Below are 25,599 nucleotides of genomic sequence, written 5' to 3'. Positions count from 1 at the left end.
TGCTATCCCAGAACGCCAATCGAGATGTTCTGATACATGCCCCAGAACGAAGTGACCAGTATCGAGATCATGCCTATGATCTGGGTATAGAGCCGGCAGCGCGCAATGGTTTTCGAAACGGACTCGAGCGTCAGTTCCTGCCGCCGCAATCGTCGCGCATGCACGATGTTCACCACTAGAACAAGCGTCAATGGAAACAGAAGAAGGAACACGGCCTGCGCGAACTCGACACCGTAATAGAACCCAAGTGTGGCCAGACCGGTGAACAGAAAACACCCGAATGCCAACAGGATGGTGCCTGACATGTCGACGATCAACAGGATCCGGTTGGTGTGTATGCGAACGATGTCCAGTAGGTCGATCTCGACCTGCCCGCCAATGCGTCGGGCACGTACCACCAGATCGTAGGGAATGCCCATTACCCAGTGACTCGCCGAAGACCAGACAACCGCCAGCACGATCCAGAACCAGAGATTCGAAAAGCTGCGCATGTCGATGACTTCAAAGATCGAAGAGTACCAGTCCAAACCCAACCCTTTATTCAAACCACTCAGGGAGGATTGGCCACGCTGCCGCGTCCATTGATACCCTTGAGACCTTTGTGAATTCATGCCACCCAATGCACGAATGTTCAAGGAGAACGCGCCATGAAACCGACCATTGCCCCCTATCCCATGACCCGCTTTCGGCGTGCCCGTCAATCCCGGGCAATCCGCGGACTTGTGCGCGAGAACACCTTGACCACGGATGACCTGATCTGGCCCGTTTTCGTCCGCGACGGCGAAGGGGTTGAAGAACCCGTTCCCTCGATGCCGGGCGTGGTTCGCCGGTCGGTGGATCTGATTGCAAAAGCGGCCGTCGAAGCGCAAGCGCTTGGAATCCCGGCGATATGCATCTTTCCCTACACGGATTCCGCGCTCAAGACCGAGGATTGCGCCGAGGCCTGGAACCCCGACAACCTGTCGAACCGGGCGATCCGGGCGATCAAGGCGGCAGCCCCTGACATTGCGGTGATGACGGACGTGGCGCTGGACCCGTACAATATCAATGGTCATGACGGTTATGTCGTCGACGGCGAGATCGTGAATGATCAGACCATCGAAGCGTTGGTCAAGATGACCCTTGCCCAGGCCGATGCCGGTGCCGACATCATAGGACCGTCGGACATGATGGACGGCCGGATCGGGGAAATGCGCCGCGCATTGGAAGGTGCCGGGCATCACAACGTGATGATCCTCAGCTATGCCGCGAAATACGCAAGCGCTTTTTATGGGCCCTTCCGCGACGCCGTCGGCGCCTCGGGCGCGCTGACCGGTGACAAGAAAACCTATCAGATGGACCCGGCCAACTCGAACGAAGCCCTGCGCCTGATCGAACGCGATCTGACCGAAGGCGCGGACATGGTGATGATCAAACCCGGAATGCCCTATCTGGATATCTGCCGTCGTGTGAAAGACAGCTTTGGTGCGCCCACTTATGCCTATCAGGTATCGGGGGAATACGCGATGATCCAGGCGGCCGCGCAGAATGGCTGGATCGACGGAGAGAAGGCGATGCTGGAAAGCCTGCTGGCCTTCAAACGCGCCGGGTGCGACGGTATTCTGACCTATTTCTCGCCTCAGGTTGCCCGCATCCTGCAGGGCTAAAACCCCGAAGAGTCGCAACTTTTCGCCGACATCCCCCCTTGAGCGGGCAGCTTTCCCGTGACACAACGCCCTAATCGGCGTATCCTTGCCGGCAAGATCGGGATCACCCGACATATCAGGCACAGTTACAGAGAAAAAAACCATGAGCAGTTCCAACTCCCCCCGACTGAACCGTCGCGGCTTTGCCTTGGGCATGGCAGGCCTGACCCTGACCGCTGCCTGTGGCAACGGCGTCGGCAATTCAAATTCGGCCAACATCGACGCCCGCGTCGATGCCACGCTGACCGAAATGTACAGCCGGTACCCCAACACCGTGGAAATCGCGAATAAAGCCAACGGCATGTTGGTTATGCCCCTGATCACCGACGCCGGATTGATCTTCTTTGGCGGTGCCTATGGCCAAGGCGCGCTGCGCATCAACGGCGCCACGGTCGATTACTATTCTGCAATTTCCGGAACCGCTGGTCTGCAAATCGGTGCGCAGCAATATGCGCATATCCTGTTCTTCATGACCGAAGATGCGCTGAACGATTTCCGCCGTTCCAGTGGATGGACAGCCGGTGCCGATATTGGATATGTGGTTGACGCAACCGGGAATTCCTTGTCCACGGACACGACAACACTGCGTTCGCCGGTGCTGGCGGTGGTCTTTGGCCAGGCCGGTCTTAAATTCGGCGCGACCGTCGAAGGTACGAAATACACCCGCATCATTCCCTAACCCGGATTACCACTTCCCCCTCAAACGGCCCCGTCGCAGCGTAAAACTGCGGCGGGGCATTCGTTTTAACCCTTTCCACGCAGGTTCTTGCCGCGTTCCTCTTTCGGTCAGACCCACCATCCTCTAGTCTTTGTCCAACCTTCATCTGAATAAGAATCTGGGGCAGTAATGGGTCTTGTTTTCCGCTGGCTGGTGCGCATCGCGTCGGGTCTGATCATCCTGATCCTCGCCGCCATGGGCCTTGTCTATTTTCTGGCCAGCCAATCCCTGCCGGACTATGACCAAACGCTTGAGGTCGACGGTCTGACCGGCCCGGTTGAAATCGTACGCGACACCGCCAACGTGCCGCATATTCTGGGTCAGACCGATCCCGATGTGTTCTTTGGATTGGGATATGCCCATGCTCAGGACCGACTGTGGCAGATGACCGTCATGCGCCGTACCGCGCAAGGCCGACTGTCCGAGGTCTTTGGCCCGCGCACGCTTCACATCGACAAGCTGCTGCGCAGACTGGACCTTTACGGGCTGGCCCACCGCTCGGTCGAGGTGCAGGACGATTATACCAAGGCCGCCTTGCGCGCCTATTCCGCCGGGGTCAATGCCCGCCTGACCGAGGTCAACGAAGAGGCGCTGGGTCGCGGCGCACCCGAGATGTTCCTGTTCAACGCCCCGGTCTCACCCTGGCAACCGGGTGACAGTATCGCGATGATCAAGCTGATGGCGCTGCAACTGTCAGGCCACCTGACCGATGAAGTTCTGCGTGCGCGCACGTCCCTGATGCTGAACAACCCCGAGCGTCTGGCCGATATCCTGCCCGACGTTCCCGGACCCGGGATCGCGGCGTTGCCGGAATATGCCACCCTGTTCCCAAATCTTCCGCGGTATGCGGCGGGAACGGACATTCCCGACACACCTCTTTCGCCCCTTCCCAAACGTGGTTTGGCCGGAGCTTCAAACGCATGGACCGCCGCGCCGTCACGTTCTGCAAGTGGCGGAACCCTGTTGGCCAACGACCCTCATTTGGGTTTCACTGCGCCCGGGATTTGGTACCTGGCACATCTCGGATTGGAAAAAGGCGGTGTCATCGGGGCCTCGATCCCCGGTGTGCCCGCCATCATGACCGGACGCAGCGACCGGCTGGGATGGGGGCTTACATCCTCGTATCTTGACGATCAGGACGTACATATCGAGCAACTGAATCCTGACAACCCCGAGGAATACCTGACCCCGACCGGCTTCAAGGAATTCCAGACCCGCCCTTCGATCATCGAGATCAAGGGGGAAGCTCCGGTTACGCTGACCCTGCGCTGGACAGACAATGGGCCAGTGCTGCCGGGCACGGATTACAAGCTGGAAACGATCACGCCGCCGGGCCATGTGGCGTCGCTGTCCTGGACGGCGCTCAGCCCGCGGGACACGTCGATGTCGGCGTCCATGGCGCTGATGAACGCCGACAACGTGGAGCAGGCCATCGCGGTCGGTAAGCAGTTCATCGCGCCTTCTCAGAACCTGTCGCTGGTCGACAAAACGACCATCGGGATGAAGCTGATCGGCGCCATGCCTCGGCGTGATCCGCTAAACCAAAGCCGGGGGCGCATCCCCTCGCCCGGCTGGATCGAGGCCAATCGCTGGCAAGGCCGCCTGCCCTATGCCGGCAACCCGGAATTCGTGGCCCCCGTCGGCGGTGTTCTGGGCAACACGAACAACAAGATCATAGACCGCCCGTTCCCGGATCACGTCTCGTATGAATGGGGCGATACGCAGCGCGTGCATCGCTGGGAACGCCTGATGCAATCGCGCGAGGTGCATACCCGCGACAGCTTTATCGAGGCACAGCTGGACACGGTCAGCTTTACCGCACGGTCTCTGCTGCCGCTGATCGGTGCCGATCTGTGGTTCACCGGGGCTTCGGCCCCCGAAGGAACGCCGGAGCGCCAGCGCCAGATCGCGCTGTCGCTGCTTGCGGACTGGAACGGTGAGATGAACGAACACCTGCCCGAGCCGTTGATCTATGCGGCCTGGCTGCGTGCGCTGCAAATCCGGCTGATTTCGGACGAGCTTGGGCCTTTGGCCAGCGAATACAAACATGTCGAACCGCTGTTCATCGAACGAGTCTACCGCGACATTGACGGCGCGGGTGTCTGGTGCGACGTGATCCAAAGCGCACCGGTCGAGACATGCACCGAGATGGCACGGCTTGCGCTGGACGACGCACTGATCTGGATCTCTGAACGATATGGCAGCGCACTTGAATCCCTGCGTTGGGGCGACGCGCATCAGGCAACGCATGATCACCCCGTGCTGGGCTCTGTCCCGATATTGCGTTTTTTTGTGAACATTCGCCAATCGACCAGCGGCGGCGACAACACATTGCTGCGTGGCCGAACATCGGGCGAAGGGCCTGATCCGTTCCAGAATGTGCACGGCGCCGGGTATCGCGGGGTTTATGACTTTGCCGACCCCAACAGCTCGGTCTTCATTACGGCGACCGGGCAATCGGGTCATTTCCTGTCGCGTTACTATGACGATCAGGCGCAGCTGTGGCGGCGTGGAGAATACATACCCATGTCACTGGATCTTGATCTGGCCCGCGCTGCGGCTGTCGGGGTTACCAATCTGATCCCGCGATAATCCGCCTATTCGGCAAGTCCCCGCCCTGTTCGCGGGGGCATCGTGGCACCGACAGCTTTATTCGCCTAACATAACGGCACCGATCATGTGGGACCAAAAGGGGGCGAGTATGGCCAGCATTCGGGATACTCTGAATAACCTCGCGCGAGACTACGCAATAGCCTGGAGCTCGGGTGACCCCGACGCGGTTGCCGGCTTCTTCGCGTCAAACGGGCAGGTCACCATCAACCGGGGCGACCCGATCGAGGGGCGCGTGGCGATCGCCGACATGGCCCGGAGTTTTTACGCGGATTTTCCGGATCTTGAGCTGCGTTGCGACATGATGCGATGGGCCGGATCTCATGCCATATTTGTCTGGACCCGCGAAGGGCACCATTCCGTAACCGGCAATCACGTCATAGCGCGCGGCTGGGAAGAGTGGGAACTGACGTCAGATTACCTTGTACAATCATCATCGGGCTGGTTCGACGCCGATGACCATCAACGGCAGATTGACGGGGCCTGACTCAACGTCCGCAGGATGCGCGTTCTATCCTGTAGTCCCGCGGTATCCCCTGAGTGACCCGCGACCAGTCAGACGCCCGTGTCCGGGCCTGATGTGCATCGAAAGCCTGCTGATCTGCAAATACTTCTGACACGTTGAACCGACCCGGACAGGTCTGATCTTCGATCACGTCAAAGGATACGCAGCCCTGTTCAGCACGGGTCAGTTTCACATGGTCCGGCAACGCCGCGCGCACCTCTTCCAGACGGTCCACAGGCACATCGATATGGACGGTCAGGAACACTCTTTGGTCCGGCTTGTCGGACATATCAGGCCCCATCGCTAATTCTTCAGCGCCTCGAACTGAGCCGCCTGTTTATCGGTCCACAATACCGTGATGCGGAAACCGTCATCGGTCTGTTCTTCTGTGCACACCACATCCTGCCGGAACAACCAGGCCCGCTTGTCCCCGTCCGAGAAAGACAGATCCAACACCGCCTCACGCCGTGCACCTTGCAGATGCATCGCGATCTCGGACAGCAAAGGTGCGATGCCTTCCCCGGTTACAGCCGAAATCGCAAATATCTCAGGATCTCGGTCCGCCCGCGCTAATGTCGCCTCGCGTTCATCAGCGCTCAGCAGATCTATCTTGTTCCAGACCTCAAGCCGGGGCCTCTCTTCGTCGACGCCCAGCGAGGTCAGGATCGCCTCGACATCCTGCGCCTGCGCCTCGGTTTCCTCGTGGCTGATATCACGCACATGGACGATCAGGTCGGCCCCCAGGACTTCTTCCAGCGTCGCCCGGAAAGCCGCCACAAGCTCGGTCGGGAGGTTCGAGATAAAGCCCACCGTGTCCGACAGGATCACTTCGGGGCCGTCGGGCAACTGTACGCGGCGCATGGTCGGATCCAGTGTGGCGAACAGCATGTCCTTGGCCATCACTTCGGCCCCGGTCAGGTGATTGAACAGCGTCGATTTCCCTGCGTTCGTATACCCGACGAGTGCGACGATTGGATAAGGCACCTTGGCCCGGGCGGCCCGGTGCAGTGTCCGGGTCTTGACCACCTTCTGCAACTGCCGCCGCAAGCGCACCAGTTGCTCGTCAATGGCGCGGCGGTCGGCTTCGATCTGGGTTTCGCCGGGTCCGCCGACAAATCCCAAACCACCGCGCTGACGTTCAAGGTGAGTCCACGCCCGTACCAGTCGCGTCCGCTGATAGCTGAGCGCGGCCATCTCGACCTGCAATACCCCTTCCCGCGTGCGGGCGCGATCGCTGAAAATCTCAAGGATCAACCCGGTCCGATCGAGGATCTTGACCTTCCACGCCTTTTCCAGATTGCGCTGCTGCACCGGGGTCACCGGCCCGTCGATCAGAACCAGCTCAACCTCGTTGTCGCGAAAACGCGCACCAAGTTCTTCAATCTTGCCGCTGCCGAACAAATACCCGGCCTGCGCGCGTTGAAGTCGCACGACTTCTGACCCGATCACGTCCAGATCGGGCAATGCGGCAGCCAGTGCCACCGCCTCTTCCAGCGCCGGTTCGGGGACACGGCGCTGTTCGTCTGATTTGATTTCGGGATGCAGCACCCAGGCCCGGGTGCGCGCCCGCTCATGTTCCATCAAGAGGCGTCTTCGCCCTCATACAGGTTGATCGGCTGTGACGGCATGATGGTCGAAATCGCGTGTTTGTAGACCAGCTGCGACTGTCCGTCGCGGCGCAACAATACGCAGAAATTGTCGAACCAGGTGATGACACCCTGCAATTTCACACCGTTGATCAGGAAAATCGTGACCGGAACCTTAGCTTTCCGTACATTGTTCAGGAAGGCATCCTGAAGATTCTGTCTGTCCGAAGCCATATTTTTATAATCTCGCCATTGTTCTTGCTACGCGCTGCGGACCAACGCGCTCCCTCCGGCAGAGTATGGAGTGCTACGCACAGATATTCCAGATGAAAAATCAGGCGTTAGCCGCCGCACGATGTGCCCGGCTCAATCCCGCCAAAGCGACGGGGTGATCAGGGCGATGATCGCCAGCGTTTCCAGACGCCCGATGACCATGGCCGCGCACAGCGTCAGCTTGGCGCTGGCAGAAAGATCGATCAGGCGAATTGGTACGTCGGTGGCCAACTCGATCAACGGCCCCGTCGTGCTGAGCGTGGCCACGCTGAGCACCATGGCCTGTTCGAATCCGGACCCCATCGCCGCAAGCAGAAGGTTGAATACCGCAAGGGTCAGCGCAAAGAGCATCAGAAAGATCCAGGCGATGAACGCACCATCGCTTTGAATGCGGCGATTGCCCCCCCCTGCACCGCTGACGGATGAGGGATAGATCAGGCGGTCGATCTCTCGTGCGCCATTCAGATACAGCGCGAAGACCCGCAACAGCTTGACCCCTCCGGCTGTCGTCGCGACCCCGCCGCCGATCAATGCCAGCCCCATCAAAAGCAAACCGGGCGTTCCCAAACCCGACAGTTGCTGTGCGTCGTTCCAGTTCGCGCTTTCGAATCCGGCCGTCGTCAGGAAAGCCAGAACGGTGAACAGCATCCCCCAGATGACCTGCAAGGCCTGCAATGGTTCCATTTGACCACCGATTTCCGTCACGCCCGCAACAACCCGGAAGAACAACAGGATTGCGACGCCCAGGACAATCATCAGACCAATACGAAACTCGGGGTCCGTATCCAGACGGGAATAGCCTGTTGTCGCGGTATCCTTCGAAAAAGTCAGACGCGAGAGAGCAAAGAACAGGAAAAGAAACAGGATGGCTTCGCCCGTAAACCCGGCCTGCGCCCCTTCCATGCCCCCGACCGGAGAGATGCCGGACGTGGCCATCACTGCCATCGCATGGCACACCGCCGTCAGACCGACTTCACCGGCGATCAACAGAAGAACCCAGATCACGGTCGTCAGCCCGACATAGACTGGCGTCAGGGTCCTGGCGACACGGATCAGACGGCCACGCGGGTCCACGCGTTCGCTCTGCGCCACCCCTGACACCGGGCGCCCCGGCTGGCCTTTGGCAGTGACCTCGAACCCGCCAAGCGACAGCGGCGCAAGGATCGCCGCAGCGGCGATCCACATCAGCAGGCCGCCCATCCAACCGACCATGGCGCGCCACAAATGCAACGGGGCCGTCAGGCGGGCCGGATCCGGAAACAGGTCCGCCCCCGTGGTCGTCAGAGAGCTGACCATATCGAAATAGGCGTTCAGAAAGGTGGTCGTACCAAGCGCGTCGTGAAATGGGATCGCAAGAAATATGGGCAGCAGCGTGAAACAGGCCAGCATCACCGCCAGCTGCCCCAACGTGCCGCGCCGGGGTATCCGGTTGGAGGACGCCATCGCGATGGTGGCTACCAGAAACAAGCCGAGAATCCCGGAATACAGAAAGGATCGTGACGTGTCGTGATCGTCCAGAGCCAACGCATAGATCGCCGGAATCCACATGGTCAGGGATGCAATGCCCCAGATCAGCAGGAACAACGGCAACCGCCGCAACAATCCAACCTGTTGTGTCCCTGCATGCGCCATCAGAAGAAATCGATTGAAACCTGCATCAGGCGTTCAACCTCTGGCACGTCCTTGGCCATGGCAAAGATTGCGACCACATCTTTTTCATCGATCCGCAGGCTGCCTGTCGGTCGCAGAACCTCGTCTCCCTTGCGGACCGCGCCCACAAGCACCCCCTCGGGGAAGTCGATATCGCGCAGACGTTGCCCGGCCATAGGCGAGGTCGACAGAACCTCGGCCTCGATCACTTCGGCCTCGGCGTCCCCGATTGAATAGACCTGACGCACCCGTCCATGCCGGATGTGCCGCAGGATCGAGCTGACGGTCGTGGCCCGCGGGTTGATATAGGCATCGATCCCCAAAGGCCCCATCAGGGCCACCATGCTGGGATCGTTGATCAATGCAATCGCCAGAGCGCAGCCTTCGGCCTTGGCACGCACCGCAGCCAGCATGTTCGTACGGTCGTCATCCGTAACTGCCAGCATCGCATCCGCCCGCTCGATCCCCGCTTCGCTCAGCAACCCGGCATCCAGCCCGTCGCCATGCAGCACGATCGTCCGTTCCAGAGCTTCGGCGGCAAGTTCAGCGCAATGGCGGTCGCGTTCGATGATCTTGGCCCGCACGCGGCTTTCGCGTTCTTCCAGCGTTCTGGCCACTTCCAGCCCGACATTTCCGCCGCCCACGATCACCACGCGATCCTGCCGCTTCTGCGCCTTGCCGAACACCTCCATGGTGCGATCCACGTCCTTGACGTTGGTGAAGACATAGCATTCATCGCCCACGAACAGCTGATCTTCGGACTCGGGCGCAAACAGCGTGCCTTCGCGCCGCACCCCAACCACGATGGAACTGAGGGTCGAGAACAGATCCGTCAGCTGCCGCAACGGTGTATTCACGATCGGGCAATCCTCTTCCACCCGCACCCCAAGCAGCTGCGCCTTACCGTCCATGAAAATCTCGGTGTCAAAGGCGGATGGGGCGGACAGGCGGCGCATGGCGGCGGCGGCAACTTCCCGTTCGGGGCTGATCACCACATCAATCGGCAGATGATCACGACGGTACAGATCCGAGTGGATCGCCTCGAGATAGGATTTCGACCGCAGGCGCGCGATCTTGCGCTGGATCGAAAAGACCGAGTGCGCCATCTGGCAGGTGACCATGTTCACCTCATCCGAATGGGTGGCGGCAATGATCATGTCAGCGTCACGGGCCCCTGCCCGTTCCAGCACGTCCGGATAACTTGCAAACCCGGCGATCCCCTGCACATCAAGCGTTTCAGTCGCCCGCCTTACAAGGTCGGGATTGTTGTCCACGACGGTAACATCGTTCAGCTCGCCCGAAAGATGCCGCGCGATCTGCCAGCCGACCTGACCCGCACCGCAAATAATGACCTTCATGCTTCTGGCCCTTCTGCCTGAAAGGATTGAATGACAGATGCCCCCAGAGCGGTCAATTGAATTGTCATCGCAGCCCGGCTGAGGCATGATAAGCATATGAAAACGCTGTTTCCTATGCTGTTACCTTTGATGGTGCTGTCTTCTTGCGGACCACTTTCGCTGTACTACCGCGAAGGTGAAACCGTATCGCGCCTGCAAAAAGAGACAACTCAGTGCCAGCTGAAGGCGGTCAAAGAAGTGCCGGTAGCCAATCAGATCCGCCAAAGCCCGCCAACCTATTGGCCGGGGCGCACATATTGCGATGGCAGGGGTCGTTGCTATCAATCACCCGGCTGGTGGCAGCCCGGCCGTGTTTATACCGTGGATGTGAATCAGGGCCTGCGCAACTCGGTCGAAGCGCAATGCATGGCACAGAAAGGGTTTCGACCCGTAAGCCTGCCGCCGTGCAAACAGAACGTGAAATCACGCGTGCCCGCAACGCGAACAACCACTTTGCCACCGCTCAACAGCGCGTCGTGCTTTGTGAAATTCGATGACGGCTCATTTCAGATCATAACGCCTGGCCAGGCCGGCTGAGGCCGTGCGACCGGCAGATTATTCTGCCGGTTCGGGTTCATCGATTTGCGCCACGCGCGCACCGGATTTGTTCGAAGTCACCACGCCCAGCGATTTCAACTTCCGATGCAGGGCGCTGCGTTCCATGCCTACAAAGCTGGCCGTGCGGCTGATATTGCCGCCAAACCGGTTGATCTGTGTCAGCAGATACTCTCGCTCGAACGCCTCGCGGGCTTCGCGCAACGGCAAGGTGGCCAGTGCGCCAGACAATACGACACGACCTGAATCTTCTGCCTTTTCTTCTTCGTTAGGCAACTCACGCGCCTCAATCGGGCCGGAGCCATCGCCAAGGATCAGAACCCGCTCGATCAGGTTTTTGAGCTGGCGCACGTTGCCGGGCCATGTCATCGTCTGCAACAGAGCGACGGCCTCTTCCGACAATTCCCTGATCGGCAAACCCTGGGTTTCGTTGCACATCTCAATAAAGTGCTGCGCCAGAACCGGGATATCTTCGCGCCGATCTTCCAGTGACGGCACGGCAATCGGGACGACGTTCAGACGGTGGTACAGCTCTTCCCGGAACCGTTCCGCCGCGATTTCTTCGTCAAGATCCTTGCTTGTTGACGAGATCACGCGAAGGTCCACGCGCACCTTGTCACTGCCACCGACACGCTGGAACTGCTGATCCACCAGCACCCGCAGGATTTTTGACTGTGTCCCAAGGGGCATGTCGGCGACTTCGTCAAAATAGATCACGCCTCCATGCGCCTCTTCCAGCAAACCCGATTCCACGCCGCGTTCCGCCGATTCCCGGCCAAACAGCACCTCTTCCACACGTTCGGGTTCGATCCCGGCACAGTTTACCGTGACAAATGGCGCGTTGGCGCGATTTGAATGGGCATGGATATACCGTGCTGCAATTTCTTTGCCGGACCCAGCTGGGCCGCTGAGCATCACGCGGCCATTCGACTTGGTCACCTTGTCCAACTGCCCCTGCATGGCGCGGAACGCCGCGGATTTGCCAATCATGTCGGAATTATTGACTTCTTTCCGCTTCAGAGACGCATTCTCGCGACGCAGGCGAGAGGTCTCCATCGCGCGGCGGATCACCACCATCAACTGGTCTATGTTGAACGGCTTTTCGATAAAATCATAGGCGCCCTGCTTGATTGCGGCGACGGCAATTTCAATGTTGCCGTGGCCGGAAATGATCACCACCGGCACATCCGGGTTGTCGCGTTTCACCGCTTTCAGGATATCGATGCCATCCATTCGGCTGTCTTTCAGCCAGATATCCAGGATCAACAACCCCGGCGGCTCCGAGTTGATTGACGCCATGCACTCGTCCGAGTTGGCCGCCAGCCGGGTTGAATAGCCTTCGTCCTCCAGAATGTCGGACACCAGCTCGCGAATATCGCGCTCATCATCTACGATCAGAATGTCACTCATCTTTGGCCTGCTTTCAGTTTGTTGGTTCTAATTGCCTGCTTCTGTGGCGCTGCCGCTTGGGACCCAGTAATCCCCGGCAATCGGATCACGGCCATCGCGCCAAAATGGTCCTGTCCGTCAAATACGGGCGCATCCTCGAGGGTCAGCGCGCCGCCATGCTCTTCAATGATCTTCTTGACGATGGGCAGGCCCAGCCCGGTCCCTTCGTCACGTGTCGTTACATAGGGCTCAAACAGCCGTGCCCGATCTTCGGGCAGGCCGATCCCGTTGTCTGCAATGGTTATGACCGTACCCGCATCATCACTGGTGACCGCCACTTTGATCTGGGGCTGAAGGTTGTCGGGCGCCCCTTTTTCCTTAAGGGTTGCAATGGCTTCCCCGGCATTCTTGATGAGGTTGGTAAGCGCCTGGTTCAGCATGGTTGCATCCACATCGGCCATGATGGGCTGTTGCGGCAGATCGGCATCAATCTGCACATCCGGCTGCCCGGCCTGTTGCAGCAGGACAGCCTCGTGCACCAGATCAACAAGGTTTTCTTCCCTGCGTTCAGGTTCAGGCATCCGTGCAAATTTCGAGAATTCATCCACGATGCGACGCAGGTCGTTGGTCTGCCGCACAATCACGTTCGTCATCGAATCCAGGCTGCTGCTGTCTTCGTCGTCCAGTTTGCGCGAGAACTTGCGCTTGATCCGTTCCGCGCTCAGCTGGATCGGGGTCAGAGGGTTCTTGATCTCATGCGCGATGCGGCGGGCCACGTCACCCCAGGCCGCCATCCGTTGGGCGCTGACCAGATCGGTGACGTCATCGAAGGCAACCACATAACCTTCCAGGCCACCATCTTCTCCGCGACGGATGGCCATGCGGACCAACAGGTTCTCAAGCCGTCCCTTGCGGGTCACTTTGATTTCGCCCTGAACGGCCTCTTGCCCGCTGTCTTTCAGACTTTCGAACAGGGGCAGAAATTCCGGCACCGCAATGCCGATGGCCAGATGCTGCTCGCCCCCGGTCCAATCCAGCAACCGCTCGGCCGAACGGTTCACGAATGTAATGCATCCTTCCGGGTCCACTCCAACGACACCCGAAGTGACCGAACTGAGCACCGAATCGAACAGACGGCGCCGGCTTTCAATTTGCCGCGTGTTCTCCAACAGCGTATCGCGCTGTCCTTTCAACTGCCGGGTCATCTGGTTGAAATACCGGCCCAGCATCGCGATTTCGTCGTCGCTGGCTTCTTCAATAACCTGGACGCTCAGGTCACCGGCCCCAACCCTCTGTGCCGCAGTGGTCAACCGCCCCACGGGACGCGACAGCCGTTCGGCAAACCACATGCCCAGGGACATTGCCGCAAGGATCAGGATCAAGGCAAAGCCCAGATACAACAGGCCGAACTCGAACAGCACCCGGCCCCGTTCACTTTCAAGTTGTTGGTAGAACTGTGCCGTTTCCTTGGTATCGTCCAGCAGCGTCAACAACTGTCCGTCCACCTCGCGGCTGACATAGAGATAGCGATCCAGATAAGCCTTCAGAGGGACCAGCGCCCGGAACTCATTGTTGGGCCAGTCGGCGATGATCAGCAGGCCCTTGTCCGTGGCTTCTGCAATCTGCTCGGGGGTTGGGGCTTCGTAGTTGAACAGGTAGGACCGGTCCCCGCGCGACTTGATTTCGCCACCACCGTCGATGACATAGGCTTCGCGCAGCCCCCGTTGAATCTGAGCCTGCCCCTGCGCCAGAACTTCGCGCAGTTCAGCGTCCGAGATATAGAAGTCCAGCGATCGCGCATTATCCAGATATCGCGCAAGAACAGACGCGTCTTGCGTCAACCCCCGACGGTGTTCCTGTTCATACGCTTCTGCTGCCGTCAGCGAAGATCCCACAACCTGACGTACGCGGTCGGAAAACCAGCCCTCAAGGCCGATATTGACGGTCAATCCGGCAAAAATCGCCACGGTCACGGTTGGAACCAGCGCCAGCAGAGTAAACGCCCCGATCAGGCGCAAATGCAGGCGCGAACCCGCCGACTTGGCCCGACGTGCGGCAATCAAGCTGCCAACCTGCCCAAGCACAAGTGCAGCAACAACCAGAACGTATACGAGATCGGCCAACAGAATCAGCCGCAAAGTCGGTGCCGTGGCGCCAAGATCGAAAGGACCGATAACAAGGTAAGTGGCCAGCGCCAGAACAGGCCCCATGAGAACCAGGCCAAACGTGCCAAAATTGCGCAGTTTCCGTGATTTACGCCATCGACTGATCGATGGGATCATCCCGCTCTGTGCTCGGGTTGCCACTGTCTGCCCTCATCCTGATGTGCCGCTTGCGCGGCTTACCGCCATATATCGTGATCTTTTCCCAACAGATGCCGGGATGCCACGGTTTGTGTGGCGATATTACATCAGTTTGCGTCGACGTGTCACCTGAATATCGAGATCCGAAATCTTTTTTCGCAACGTATTTCGGTTGATTCCCAGCAAATCGGCACATTTCGCCTGATTTCCGCCAGTTGCATCCAGCGCGATTTCGATCAGCGGGGCCTCAACTTCCCGTAAAATGCGCTGATACAGGCCCGGGGGCGGCAGAATGTTGCCGTGCAGGTCAAAATACCTTCGTAAATGCCGCTCGACCGAAGTCGAAAGCTTTTCGCGTTCGCCGCCGCTCAGGACCGGTTCCGCCTCTGGCTGGCTGCCCAGCACCGTTTCCACTTCGGCTTTGGTGATTTCATCGGCTCGGCTGGTCAGACCCAACCGGCGCACGGCATTTTCCAGTTGCCGCACGTTCCCGGGCCAGGAATAGCGCCGCACCAGTTCCACCGCCTCGGGGCTGAGCCAGCGTTTGGTGCCGTTTTCCCGCTCTTCCCGAGCCAGAAAGTGCTCGGCCAGCAGCGGAATGTCATCCACCCTTTCACGCAGTGATGGAACGTGGATCGTCGCCCCGCACAAACGATAATAAAGGTCCTGACGGATGCGCCCGTTCTCCATCCCTTCGGTCAGGTCTGATTGGCTGGTGGCCATGAAACGGGGAACGTGATCGCCCGGAGTATCCATCATGCGGACGATGCGCGCCTGAACCTCATCTTCGATATCTGCGATTTCGTCTATCAACAGCGTGCCGCCGCGAACCCGCGCCATCACACGGGCCGGGCCTTCCAGATCGCGCAGTTCGGCAGCGGTGACAGTGACAAAGGGCAAGGTTCGACGGTCGGAAAAATCGTGAATGGCCCGCGCTATCAGTGACTTGCCCGTGCCGCTTTCACCGGAAATCATGACCGAGAGGTCCGTGTTCATCACCCGGGCGACCAACCGGTACAGAGCCTGCATCACTGGTGTTCGCCCGACCAGTGGCAGTTCTTCGGGGCGCTCGCTTGTGCCCACGGCCGGCTCTGGCTGGGCGCGTTGCTTCTGATCCAGCGCCCGCGCCGTCCGTTTCATCAGATCCGGCAGGTCGAAGGGTTTTGGCAGATAGTCGTACGCATCCGCCTCTGTCGCCTGAATCGCCGTCATGATGGTGTTTTGTGCGGAAATCACGATCACCGGCAAACCGGGGCGGTCTTCGGCAATCTTCGGCAGCATCTCAAGACCGTTTCCATCGGGCATGACCACGTCGGAAATCACCACGTCGCCTTTTCCCTCGCCGACCCAGCGCATCAACGTGGTCAGTGATGAGGTCGCATGCACCTTGCACCCGGCACGCGTCAGGGCCTGTGTCAGAACAGTGCGGATCGTGCGATCGTCGTCCGCGACCAGTACGGTGCCATCCATCAGGTGCTCTCCTTCTTGTCCTCGATTGCGTCTCGCGGCGCGCGGCGCAGCGACAGTTTGAATACCGTTCGCCCGGGCACGGATTCGGCCGAAATCCAGCCGTCATGGTCCGAGATGATCTTGCTGACCAGCGCCAGCCCCAGGCCGGTGCCGTTTTCCTTGCCGGATACGAAGGGATCAAAAATATCGCCGCGGATGTCTTCTGGCAGGCCCGGACCATCATCGATGATCTCGATCTGCAAGGGCAGCGAATGCCCTGACCCGTCACTGCGACGCAACCGGAAGGAATGTTCGAAATAGGTCCGCAGGCGGATCGTTCCGCCCTGCGGTCCTGCCGCTTCGGACGCATTCCTGAGCAGATTCAGGATCACCTGCAGAATCTGATCCGGGTCTCCGTAAGCCAGCGGCAGCGACGGGTCATAGTCTTCGACGATCGTCATGTCAGCGCCAAATCCCAACAATGCCGACCGTCTTGCGCGATCCAGCACATCGTGGATGTTGACTGGCTTGAAGTCAGGTTTCTGAAGGTTCCCGAATTGCTCGACCTGTTCCAGCAACTTCACGATCCGGCGGCTTTCGGCAACAATAAGATCCGTTAGTTCAAGATCTTGCGGCGGTATATTCATGCTGAGCAACTGCGCCGCACCAGTGATCCCGGCCAGCGGGTTCTTGATCTCGTGCGCCAGCATTTCCGCCATGCCGATGGCGGATTGTGCCGCGGATTTGACCGTATTCCCCCGCGTCATCCGACCTGCCAGTTCACGAGGCGAGATGATCATGATCATGGAGCCCGGATGCCCGACCAAAGGCGCAATCTGCAACGCGCATTGCAGCGGCGCCCGGCTACCCGACCCCACATCCACATCATTCACGAACAATGGCGTGCCCTGCCAGCGGGCGCGCTCGAACGCCTCTTCCAACGGCGCGTCGACGGCGATCTGATCCCACACCGGATGGCTGATCACCGATTTGCGCGACGCGTTCAGAAACCCCTCACCCGCAGCATTCACATCGGATATCCGATCCTGTTCATCAATAATGAACGCCGGAACCGGCAGCGAGTTCCAGATGCTGGCATCGGAATTCATGCCGCCACCTCGTCCGTGTCGCTGAGTGCATCCGCCAACAGGCGCAGAACTTCCGCCGGATCACGTGACGTCAGCACAGCCCGACGCAAGGGCGCGGGCGTTGCGGCGTCGTCCATGTACCATCCCAGATGCTTGCGGGCGACACGCAAACCCAGATCGGCGCCGTAGAAATCCAGCATCGACTGATAATGCGCGCAAACCATATCAACCAGATCATGACCGGTCGGAATCTCGGGCGCCTCGGCCCCGTACAGGTCGTGACAGATTTGCGCCAACACCCAAGGCTTGCCCTGGGCGCCACGACCGACCATCACCCCATCCGCGCCGGATTGGCGCAACGCGGATCGGGCGGCGTCAGTGTTCACGATATCTCCGTTCGCGATGACCGGGATCGATACGGCCTCTTTCACCGCCCGGATTGCCCGCCAATCGGCGTGACCCTTGTAGAACTGACAGCGTGTGCGGCCATGGATCGTGACCATCTGAATACCCGCGTCCTGAGCGCGGCGTACCACGTCGGGCGCGTTCAACAGAGTGTCGTCCCATCCCAGCCGGGTTTTCAGCGTCACCGGCAGATCGACCGCGCCCACCACGGCCTCGATCAGTGCCAGCGCGTGATCCGGTGTTTTCAGAAGGGCCGAGCCGGAATAACCGTTTGTTACCTTCTTGGCGGGGCACCCCATGTTGATGTCGATCACCCGCGCGCCACGGTCGGCCACCTGACGGGCCGCCTCGGCCATCCAATGGGCCTCACGCCCGGCCAGTTGCACGGCGGTGTTTTCCACATCCGCGGACAGTTCCGCCCGTTCCCGCACACCGGGCTTGGCCTGCACCATCTCTTGACTGGCGACCATTTCACTGACGACCATACCCGCACCGAAACGCATCACCAGATCGCGAAACGGGCGGTCGGTGATTCCGGCCATGGGGGCCAGCAAAACAGGCGGTGTTATTTCTTTGTCGGCAAGGTGCAGTGTCAACGTGCTTAATCCTTGGGCAGTTGTGGATTTGATATCGTTTTCTGCGCATATGAACAACAAATCGGCACGCAGCAAGCCCGCAAAATCATCATTTGCCTAATTATTGATCACATGACCATGGGTGATTGCCTCTGCATTCACCGCCGCCTAAACAATGCCCATCACGAGGAGAGCGCGCACATATGACAACTGCCGCCATCATAGTTGCCGCCGGTCGCGGGTCGCGCGCCGGGGGTGGCGTGCCAAAGCAATGGCGCAGCCTTGCGGGCCGGCGGGTGGCCGATTGGACGATCGAGCGCTTTCGCGGACAGGTGGATCACATTGTTCTGGTGTTGTCCGACGAAGACAGCGTCGCATGGGAAGAATTCCGTGAAACCGACCTGATCCTGGCTTCGGGCGGAACGGATCGCGCGGGATCGGTACGCAATGGATTGGCTGCACTGGCCGGCCGGAACGTACAGCGCGTTTTGATCCATGACGTTGCAAGGCCTTGCGTCACACCCCGCATCATCACCGACGTTCTGAAAGCCCTGGAAACATGTCCGGCGGCGGCGCCCGGGCTGGCGGTGACGGATGCGCTGTGGGTTGGGCATGAACAGGCCGTGACCGGCACGCAGGATCGCAGAAACCTGTTCGCCGCGCAAACTCCGCAGGGGTTTCACTATGACGCGATCATCGCCGCCCACGCCGCCCATCCGGGCGAAGCTGCGGACGATGTCGAAGTGGCCCGCGCCGCCGGACTTGATGTCTGCATCGTACCGGGCGACGCGGACAATCTGAAGATCACCCGACCCGAGGATTTTGCCCGGGCGGAACGCATAATGGGAACGGAAATGGATGTAAGGCTGGGCAACGGGTACGATGTGCACCGTTTTGGCGATGGGGATCATGTGATCCTTTGCGGTGTGAAAGTGCCGCATGACCGCGGACTGCAAGGCCATTCGGATGCCGATGTCGGAATGCACGCGGTCACCGATGCGATCTATGGCGCTCTGGCACAGGGCGATATCGGGCAGCATTTCCCGCCTTCGGACCCGCAATGGAAAGGCGCCGCCAGCGAGATTTTCCTGCGCCACGCGGTCGAGCTGGCAGGGCAGATGGGATACCGCATCTCGAATGTCGATTGCACGCTGGTCTGCGAATATCCAAAGATTGGCCCGCACGCAGTGGCCATGCGAGAAAAGATGTCTGAAATCATGGGCCTGCGTGCAGATCAAGTTTCGGTCAAGGCGACAACGTCCGAGCGATTGGGCTTCACCGGCCGCAGCGAGGGCATCGCCTCTTTGGCCACAGCCTGTCTGGTGAAAGCATGAACGCGGCACAGATGATCGGGACTGTCGGCGGCGTCGGCCATTTGCGCCCTGCCCCGGGCACCTGGGGATCGCTGGTGGCCCTGCCGATGGCCTGGGTATTGCACATGCTGGGTGGTTTCCCGTTGCTGGCCCTCGCAACGGTTGCGGTTTTTGTCGGTGGCCTCTGGGCCACACGCGTGATGACCGAAGGTCAGGATGACCACGACCCATCCGAAATCGTCATTGATGAGGTCGCAGGCCAGTTCATCGCGCTTTGGGCAATTTCCTATCCGTCCTGGGCGCATGGAATCGACATTACCGCGCTCTGGCCCGGCTGGGTTGCCGGGTTCATCCTTTTTCGTCTGTTCGACATCACCAAACCCGGCCCTGTCGGCTGGGCCGATCGGCGTGGCGATCCGATGGGCGTGATGCTGGATGACGTGATTGCAGGTATATTTGCAGCCATCGGAGTGATGGTTCTGGCAGGTATCGCACACGGAGTTCTGGGGCTATGAACGTGACAGACCTGCTGGACCGCGCCAAGGCGCAGGGCGTGATGATCGCCACCGCCGAAAGCTGCACCGGCGGCATGGTCGCTGCGGCCCTGACCGATATTCCCGGCAGCTCTGCCGTCGTGGATCGGGGTTTCGTCACCTACACCAACGAGGCCAAACAGGACATGCTGGGCGTTCAGGCCGAAACGCTGAACGCGCACGGTGCGGTTTCCGAACAGGTGGCCCGTGAAATGGCAGAAGGTGCGCTGCGCAATTCACTGGCGCAACTTGCCGTCGCGATCACCGGTATTGCCGGGCCAGGCGGGTCCGAATTCAAACCTGAAGGGCGTGTGTGTTTCGGGTTGGCCGCCGAGGGGCGGCCGACGCATGTCGAAACCATCGAATTCGGCGCACCCGGTCGCGATGCCGTGCGTCGCGCGGCGCGTGACCACGCCTTGGCCCTGCTGTATACGGCCCTTTCCGCAGGTGCCTAATCTTTCAGCACCTGCCAATAGAACCGCTGCTTTTAAAGTCAGTTGAAAAAAGGCCGCCAAAACAGGCGCTTTTTTTTGCCATGCCTCTTTTTTCTCCAACCGACGGTGGCTTGAAACAGCCCACACCGCTCACGCAGCGCCGATCCGCGCCCAGTTTCCACGGATCCGCGCACTCATTCGGAAGGGAGAATGGCCCATGAACGGAGCCGATACAGCCTGGATCATCGTTGCAACCGCGTTGGTCCTTTTCATGACAGTGCCGGGCCTCGCCCTGTTCTATGGCGGGCTCGTGCGTGCCCGAAATGTACTCAGCGTTTTCATGCATTGCTTTGCCATTGCCTGTTTGATGAGCGTCCTGTGGCTGGTCGCAGGGTATTCCATCGCGTTCGGACCCGGTGAAAGCGGGCTTTGGGGTGGTTTGGGCAAGGCCTTCCTCAACGGCGTCGATGTTGACAGCCTTGCCGGAACCCTGCCCGAGATCCTGTTCTTTGCTTTCCAGATGACCTTTGCCATCATAACCCCTGCGTTGATCGTTGGCGCTTATGTCGAACGTGTGGGCTTTGGCTTTGTCCTGACCTTTTCGGCGCTGTGGATGCTGCTGTGCTATGCGCCCGTGGTGCACTGGATCTGGGGCGGCGGGATGCTGGCTGATGGCGGCATTCTGGGCGAGATCGGCGTTCGCGACTTTGCGGGTGGCATCGTGGTGCATGAAACCGCTGGTCTGGCAGCGCTGATTGTCGCGGTCATCCTCGGGCCGCGTCGCAACCGCACCACTCCGCCGCACAACCCCGGTTACGTCATGGTCGGCGCAGCAATGCTGTGGGTCGGCTGGTTCGGTTTCAACGGTGGTTCGCAACTGGCCGCCGATGGCGGAGCGGCGATGGCCCTGACCGTCACGCACCTGTCCGCGGCTACGGCATCGCTAAGCTGGGCCCTGTGGGAGCGTATCCGCTTTGGCAAGGCCTCGATGGTCGGTCTGGTCACCGGCACAATCGCGGGTCTGGCCTCGATCACGCCTGCATCGGGTTTCGTCGGTCCGGTTCAGGCCCTGATCATTGGCGCGGTGGCCGGTGTTCTGTGTCAGGAAGCCGTCAGCGTCGTGCGTAACAAACTGAATATCGACGACACGCTGGATGTCTTCGCCGTGCATGGTGTCGGCGGTATCTTTGGCACGCTCATGATCGCCCTTTTTGGCCTTGGAACCTGGACCGCTCAGTTGGGCGGGCTGATTGTCGTGGGTGCCTTTACGGCAGTTGTCACGTTTGTGTTGGTCAAACTGGTTGCACAGATCACGCCACTTCGCGTAGACGCCGAGACCGAGACAAATGGCCTCGACCTCTCGGTACATGGCGAGCGGGCCTATGACATGAGCAGTTAAGCCCACCTTGGCTGCCCATCGCCCGTAAGGGCAAAAGCGGACCTCTTGGGGGTCCGCTTTTCTTTTGCCCAATCCCTCTCGACTCCAGCCCAAGGGTCGGGCTATCAGCCCGCAACGTGTTTTCAGCCCCGAGGTTTGCGCCATGATCCCCAGTTCTTTTCCCGACAGCACCGAAATCGCCCGCCTGACTGCACGGATGCTGCTGGAGATCAAGGCCGTGCATTTCAACTCGCGGGAACCGTTCACGCTGGCCAGCGGGTTGCCTAGCCCGACCTATATCGACTGCCGCAAACTGATCTCGTATCCGCGTATCCGCTCGACCCTGATGGATTTCCTGACCGTCACGGTGATGCGTGATGCTGGCTTTGAGGCATTCGACAACATCGCAGGCGGGGAAACGGCGGGCATCCCCTTTGCCGCTATGGTCGCCGAGCGTATGGCTCTGCCCATGACCTACGTGCGCAAGAAACCCAAGGGCTATGGCCGCAACGCCCGAATCGAGGGGGCGATGAGCGAAGGCGAGCGTGTGTTGCTGGTTGAAGACCTGACCACTGATGGTGGCTCGAAACTGTCCTTTGTCGATGCGATCCGCGAAACCGGTGCCACCTGCGGGCACACCGCCGTCATCTTCTACTACGGCATCTTCCCCGAGACCGAGAAAACGCTGGGTGATCATGGCGTCAAGCTGCACTCGCTCTGCACGTGGTGGGATGTTCTGGCCGAGGCCAAGGCACAGAAAGCCTTTGATCAGGAAACACTTGAGGCTGTCGAAGCTTTCCTGAACGACCCGCGCGGATGGCAAGAGGCCAATAAACCAGCGTAAACCTCTTGTGGAAGGATTGGGGATAAACCCGGAAGAATCGGGCAGTTCGCCACGATATATGGTGACTTTTCCGACAATTCCTACATAATAAGCGATGCATATGCAGGCATCCAAGCGGTCTGGAAAGTTATCCCTAGGCTTTACCCCAAGTTAGCCACAGGTATTTCCAGATAGCTTGCGGTGACGTTTCGCGTGTAGAACCTCGGAACGGGCAGCGGGGACAAAATGAACGAGATCAGCAGTATCGAGCAGGCAGCGGCACAGATTCAGAATGCCGAAACCATGCCGCATTCCATCGAGGCCGAGCAGCAATTGCTGGGCGCGATTCTGACCAATAACGACCTGTACGACCGGGTCGCCTCGATCATCGGGGCTGAACATTTCTATGATCCAGTCCATGCCCGGATTTACGAGGTGGCCTCGGCCCGTATTGCAAAGAACGCGCTTGCCTCGCCCGTGACGCTCAAATCATTCATGGCCGAGGATGAGGGCCTGAAAGAACTGGGCGGTCCCGCTTATCTGGTCAAACTGGCGGGCGCTTCGATCAGCGCATTCGCGGTGCACGACTATGCCCAGATGATCTATGACCTTGCCATCCGGCGCGAGCTGATCCGGCTGGGTCGCGACATCTCGGACAAGGCGGCGCGGGTCGATGTTTCGAGCGAGCCGAAAGAACAGATCGTCGAGGCCGAGCAGCAGCTTTATCAGCTGTCCGAGCAGGGCCAGACCGAGCAAGGCTTTCAGTCCTTCCTCAAGGCCGTCACCGAAGCCGTCAACGTCACCAACGAGGCCTACCAGCGCGGCGGCGGCATGGCCGGGATTTCCACCGGTCTGGCCGATCTGGACAAGCAATTGGGTGGGTTGCACCCGTCCGACCTGATCATTCTGGCCGGCCGTCCATCCATGGGTAAAACCTCGCTGGCGACCAACATCGCCTTCAACGTTGCCAAGGCCTACAAGCGTGGCACAAAGCCCGACGGCAGCGAAGGCGCGATCGATGGCGGTGTTGTAGGCTTCTTCTCACTCGAAATGAGCGCGGAACAGCTTGCGGGCCGGGTTCTGGCGGAAGCCTCGGAGATTTCCAGCCACAAAATCCGTCAGGGCGACATGACCGAGGCCGAGTTCCGTCGATTTGTGGATGCGGCCAAAGAGCTTGAGGCCTGTCCCCTGTTTATTGACGACACTCCTGCCTTGCCGATCTCGCAACTTGCCGCCCGTGCACGACGGTTGAAACGGACCCACGGGCTGGACTTGCTGGTCATCGACTATCTACAGCTCTGCCGGGGCATGGCCGACAACCGGGTGAACGAAATCGCCGAGATTTCGATGGGCATGAAAGCTATCGCAAAGGAACTGAACATCCCGGTCATTGCTCTTTCACAGCTGTCGCGCCAGGTGGAAAACCGCGACGACAAGCGCCCGCAGCTGTCCGACCTGCGTGAATCCGGCTCGATCGAGCAGGACGCCGACGTTGTGATGTTTGTGTTCCGCGAGGAATACTACAAAGAGCGCGAAAAGCCCGGCGATCACGAACTGGAAAAGATGGAAGAGTGGAAGCAGGCGATGGAACGTCTGCACGGCAAGGCCGAAGTCATCGTCGGCAAGCAACGTCACGGCCCAATCGGCACGGTCGAGTTGTCGTTCGAGGCCCAATTCACCCGCTTTGGCAATCTGGTCAAGCCTTGGCAACAGGGTGGTGAAATCGAGGGTTATTGATCGCGGGCAGAACACCTGCCCCAGATATTGAACGCCAAGTCCTTTGGTGTTTTTCCTGCCCGGTGTTAACGTGACGGTGACGTTCAACCCAACGCGCCAAACCCGCCCGGAGACCCACTGATTTGCCCGCGATCATATCGGAAATAAGATATCGCAACGGCCCGAACTTTGCTCCGGACGGAGATTTCATTGAAATCCGGGTTCCGACCGGAACCGACGTCACCGGCTTGCAGGTCGATGTTTACAACCCCAATGGCTCGGTGCGCAGTTCGACGGATGTCGACAACGGAACGATGACCACCGTGGGCGGGTTCGACTATTACGTGATTTCGGCGCGCATCAACCGGTTTGGGGCGGTTTCTCTTTCGGACAATGGTTCGGTTCTCAGCTTTGTATCCTTCGACTCGCAGGTAACTGCGACACAGGGGCCGGCCAGTGGCCAGACTTCGACCCAGATCGGCAGCAACGGCACGGACGATACCGCGTCTCTGTCATCGAAGGACGGGGTCAACTTTGTTGAGGATCCCAATCCCAGCCCCGGCGCCCCCTGTTTCGTTTCGGACACCCTGATCCTGACGGACCGTGGCGAAATCAGCGTTCAGGATATCCGCCCCGGTGACAAGGTGATGACGACCGAACGCAGCTCGGCAACCGTTCGGCTTGTTCTATCCCGGTCCCTGCGCCAGGCCGATCTGTTGAAATCACCCGAACTGCGCCCAGTCCGCATTACGGCCGGCGCCTTGGGGCACGGCCTGCCCCGCCGAGACCTGACGGTTTCGCGACAGCACAGAATGCTGGTCAGATCGGACATCGCGCAGCGCATGTTCGACACAAGAGACGTTTTGGTCTCGGCCATCCGACTAACAGACCTGCCGGGCGTTTACGTGGATTACGATGCGACGCAGGTGGTTTATCATCACGTTGTCTGTGACCGTCACGTGGTTCTTCTTGCCGAAGGCGCGCCAAGTGAAAGCCTGTTCACCGGCCCCGAAGCCCTCAAATCCCTTCCGCCCGAAGCGTTGCAAGAGCTGTTGCAGATTTTTCCGGGTCTCGACTGCAATAAGGATATGGACCCTGCCTTTTATATCCCCAGCGGCAGGCGACAGAAAAAGCTGGTGGCCCGACATGTCCGGAACAGCAAGGCGATCATAGATCAGGCCCTGTTCTAGGCTGTGGAACCAAGGCCATCGACC

General features: G+C 59.6%; 23 protein-coding genes. 12 read left to right on the top strand and 11 right to left on the bottom strand.

The annotated features are described in order from the left end of the window. Positions 1 to 2 precede the first annotated feature (2 nt). Positions 3 to 527 carry a component of SufBCD complex gene (locus I9184_RS04230; RefSeq protein WP_152458141.1) on the bottom strand — a complete coding sequence of 175 codons (525 nt, stop codon included), beginning with the start codon at positions 525 to 527 and terminating at the stop codon, positions 3 to 5. A 120-nt stretch (positions 528 to 647) separates the two neighbouring features. On the opposite strand from I9184_RS04230, the gene hemB reads away from it, so the two are divergent. From hemB to I9184_RS04210, 4 genes are all read left to right on the top strand, one after another. After that, on the top strand, positions 648 to 1,646 hold the full coding sequence (hemB, locus tag I9184_RS04225; RefSeq protein ID WP_171231541.1) for a porphobilinogen synthase: 999 nt from the start codon (positions 648 to 650) through the stop codon (positions 1,644 to 1,646). A gap of 142 nt (positions 1,647 to 1,788) precedes the next feature. Further along, positions 1,789 to 2,364 carry a YSC84-related protein gene (locus I9184_RS04220; protein WP_209832950.1) on the top strand — a complete coding sequence of 192 codons (576 nt, stop codon included), beginning with the start codon at positions 1,789 to 1,791 and terminating at the stop codon, positions 2,362 to 2,364. A gap of 168 nt (positions 2,365 to 2,532) precedes the next feature. Further along, positions 2,533 to 4,995 carry a penicillin acylase family protein gene (locus tag I9184_RS04215; RefSeq protein WP_209832948.1) on the top strand — a complete coding sequence of 821 codons (2,463 nt, stop codon included), beginning with the start codon at positions 2,533 to 2,535 and terminating at the stop codon, positions 4,993 to 4,995. 109 nt (positions 4,996 to 5,104) lie between these two features. Next, entirely contained in the window at positions 5,105 to 5,500 is a 396-nt protein-coding gene (locus I9184_RS04210) for a nuclear transport factor 2 family protein (protein ID WP_171632108.1), read from the top strand. A gap of 1 nt (position 5,501) precedes the next feature. Here I9184_RS04210 and I9184_RS04205 read toward each other — a convergent pair whose 3' ends face one another. The 5 genes from I9184_RS04205 to trkA all read right to left on the bottom strand — a co-directional run bounded on the left by I9184_RS04205 (position 5,502) and on the right by trkA (position 10,385). Further along, positions 5,502 to 5,807: a putative quinol monooxygenase gene (locus tag I9184_RS04205; protein WP_209832946.1), complete on the bottom strand. Its 306-nt coding sequence runs from the start codon at positions 5,805 to 5,807 to the stop codon at positions 5,502 to 5,504. Between the two features lie 14 nt (positions 5,808 to 5,821). Further along, a complete protein-coding gene (gene hflX, locus I9184_RS04200; protein ID WP_209832944.1) occupies positions 5,822 to 7,099 on the bottom strand; it encodes a GTPase HflX in 1,278 nt (425 codons plus the stop codon). After that, the gene (gene hfq / locus I9184_RS04195) at positions 7,099 to 7,338 is read right to left on the bottom strand and encodes an RNA chaperone Hfq (protein WP_005982826.1); all 240 of its coding nucleotides are present in this window, start codon (positions 7,336 to 7,338) and stop codon (positions 7,099 to 7,101) included. The genes hflX and hfq overlap by 1 nt, the downstream gene beginning before the upstream one ends. Before the next feature lie 132 nt (positions 7,339 to 7,470). Then, a complete protein-coding gene (locus I9184_RS04190; RefSeq protein WP_171723168.1) occupies positions 7,471 to 9,009 on the bottom strand; it encodes a potassium transporter TrkG in 1,539 nt (512 codons plus the stop codon). After that, entirely contained in the window at positions 9,009 to 10,385 is a 1,377-nt protein-coding gene (gene trkA / locus I9184_RS04185) for a Trk system potassium transporter TrkA (RefSeq protein ID WP_152458149.1), read from the bottom strand. The genes I9184_RS04190 and trkA overlap by 1 nt, the downstream gene beginning before the upstream one ends. A gap of 96 nt (positions 10,386 to 10,481) precedes the next feature. On the opposite strand from trkA, the gene I9184_RS04180 reads away from it, so the two are divergent. Continuing rightward, positions 10,482 to 10,961, top strand: a complete 480-nt coding sequence (locus I9184_RS04180) for a hypothetical protein (RefSeq protein ID WP_209832942.1) — start codon at positions 10,482 to 10,484, stop codon at positions 10,959 to 10,961. An 18-nt stretch (positions 10,962 to 10,979) separates the two neighbouring features. On the opposite strand, the gene I9184_RS04175 is transcribed toward I9184_RS04180, so the two are convergent. The 5 genes from I9184_RS04175 to dusB all read right to left on the bottom strand — a co-directional run bounded on the left by I9184_RS04175 (position 10,980) and on the right by dusB (position 18,209). Beyond that, on the bottom strand, positions 10,980 to 12,389 hold the full coding sequence (locus tag I9184_RS04175; protein WP_171632094.1) for a sigma-54 dependent transcriptional regulator: 1,410 nt from the start codon (positions 12,387 to 12,389) through the stop codon (positions 10,980 to 10,982). Next, positions 12,386 to 14,650: a PAS domain-containing sensor histidine kinase gene (locus I9184_RS04170; protein ID WP_209833709.1), complete on the bottom strand. Its 2,265-nt coding sequence runs from the start codon at positions 14,648 to 14,650 to the stop codon at positions 12,386 to 12,388. Before I9184_RS04170 ends, I9184_RS04175 begins: the two co-directional genes overlap by 4 nt. 123 nt (positions 14,651 to 14,773) lie before the next feature. After that, on the bottom strand, positions 14,774 to 16,141 hold the full coding sequence (locus I9184_RS04165) for a response regulator (RefSeq protein ID WP_209832940.1): 1,368 nt from the start codon (positions 16,139 to 16,141) through the stop codon (positions 14,774 to 14,776). Then, complete coding sequence (locus I9184_RS04160; RefSeq protein ID WP_209832938.1) at positions 16,141 to 17,229, bottom strand: ATP-binding protein; 1,089 nt, start codon at positions 17,227 to 17,229, stop codon at positions 16,141 to 16,143. Before I9184_RS04160 ends, I9184_RS04165 begins: the two co-directional genes overlap by 1 nt. Continuing rightward, on the bottom strand, positions 17,226 to 18,209 hold the full coding sequence (dusB, locus tag I9184_RS04155; RefSeq protein WP_280922459.1) for a tRNA dihydrouridine synthase DusB: 984 nt from the start codon (positions 18,207 to 18,209) through the stop codon (positions 17,226 to 17,228). The genes I9184_RS04160 and dusB overlap by 4 nt, the downstream gene beginning before the upstream one ends. Positions 18,210 to 18,391: 182 nt before the next feature. On the opposite strand from dusB, the gene I9184_RS04150 reads away from it, so the two are divergent. The 7 genes from I9184_RS04150 to I9184_RS04120 all read left to right on the top strand — a co-directional run bounded on the left by I9184_RS04150 (position 18,392) and on the right by I9184_RS04120 (position 25,575). Further along, complete coding sequence (locus tag I9184_RS04150) at positions 18,392 to 19,522, top strand: bifunctional 2-C-methyl-D-erythritol 4-phosphate cytidylyltransferase/2-C-methyl-D-erythritol 2,4-cyclodiphosphate synthase (protein WP_209832934.1); 1,131 nt, start codon at positions 18,392 to 18,394, stop codon at positions 19,520 to 19,522. Continuing rightward, positions 19,519 to 20,016: a phosphatidylglycerophosphatase A gene (locus I9184_RS04145; protein ID WP_171723162.1), complete on the top strand. Its 498-nt coding sequence runs from the start codon at positions 19,519 to 19,521 to the stop codon at positions 20,014 to 20,016. The genes I9184_RS04150 and I9184_RS04145 overlap by 4 nt, the downstream gene beginning before the upstream one ends. Then, positions 20,013 to 20,489: a CinA family protein gene (locus tag I9184_RS04140; protein ID WP_209832932.1), complete on the top strand. Its 477-nt coding sequence runs from the start codon at positions 20,013 to 20,015 to the stop codon at positions 20,487 to 20,489. Before I9184_RS04145 ends, I9184_RS04140 begins: the two co-directional genes overlap by 4 nt. Positions 20,490 to 20,685: 196 nt before the next feature. Next, positions 20,686 to 21,867: an ammonium transporter gene (locus I9184_RS04135; protein ID WP_171632079.1), complete on the top strand. Its 1,182-nt coding sequence runs from the start codon at positions 20,686 to 20,688 to the stop codon at positions 21,865 to 21,867. Between the two features lie 142 nt (positions 21,868 to 22,009). Beyond that, the gene (locus I9184_RS04130) at positions 22,010 to 22,690 is read left to right on the top strand and encodes an orotate phosphoribosyltransferase (RefSeq protein WP_209832930.1); all 681 of its coding nucleotides are present in this window, start codon (positions 22,010 to 22,012) and stop codon (positions 22,688 to 22,690) included. A gap of 225 nt (positions 22,691 to 22,915) precedes the next feature. Continuing rightward, the gene (locus tag I9184_RS04125) at positions 22,916 to 24,406 is read left to right on the top strand and encodes a replicative DNA helicase (protein ID WP_152458159.1); all 1,491 of its coding nucleotides are present in this window, start codon (positions 22,916 to 22,918) and stop codon (positions 24,404 to 24,406) included. Positions 24,407 to 24,528: 122 nt separating this feature from the next. After that, on the top strand, positions 24,529 to 25,575 hold the full coding sequence (locus I9184_RS04120; RefSeq protein WP_171632074.1) for a Hint domain-containing protein: 1,047 nt from the start codon (positions 24,529 to 24,531) through the stop codon (positions 25,573 to 25,575). Positions 25,576 to 25,599 lie beyond the last annotated feature (24 nt).

The sequence above is a fragment of the Ruegeria sp. HKCCE3926 genome, assembly GCF_017872515.1.
GTDB lineage: Bacteria > Pseudomonadota > Alphaproteobacteria > Rhodobacterales > Rhodobacteraceae > Ruegeria.
This window is presented reverse-complemented; position numbering and strand designations above follow the sequence as displayed.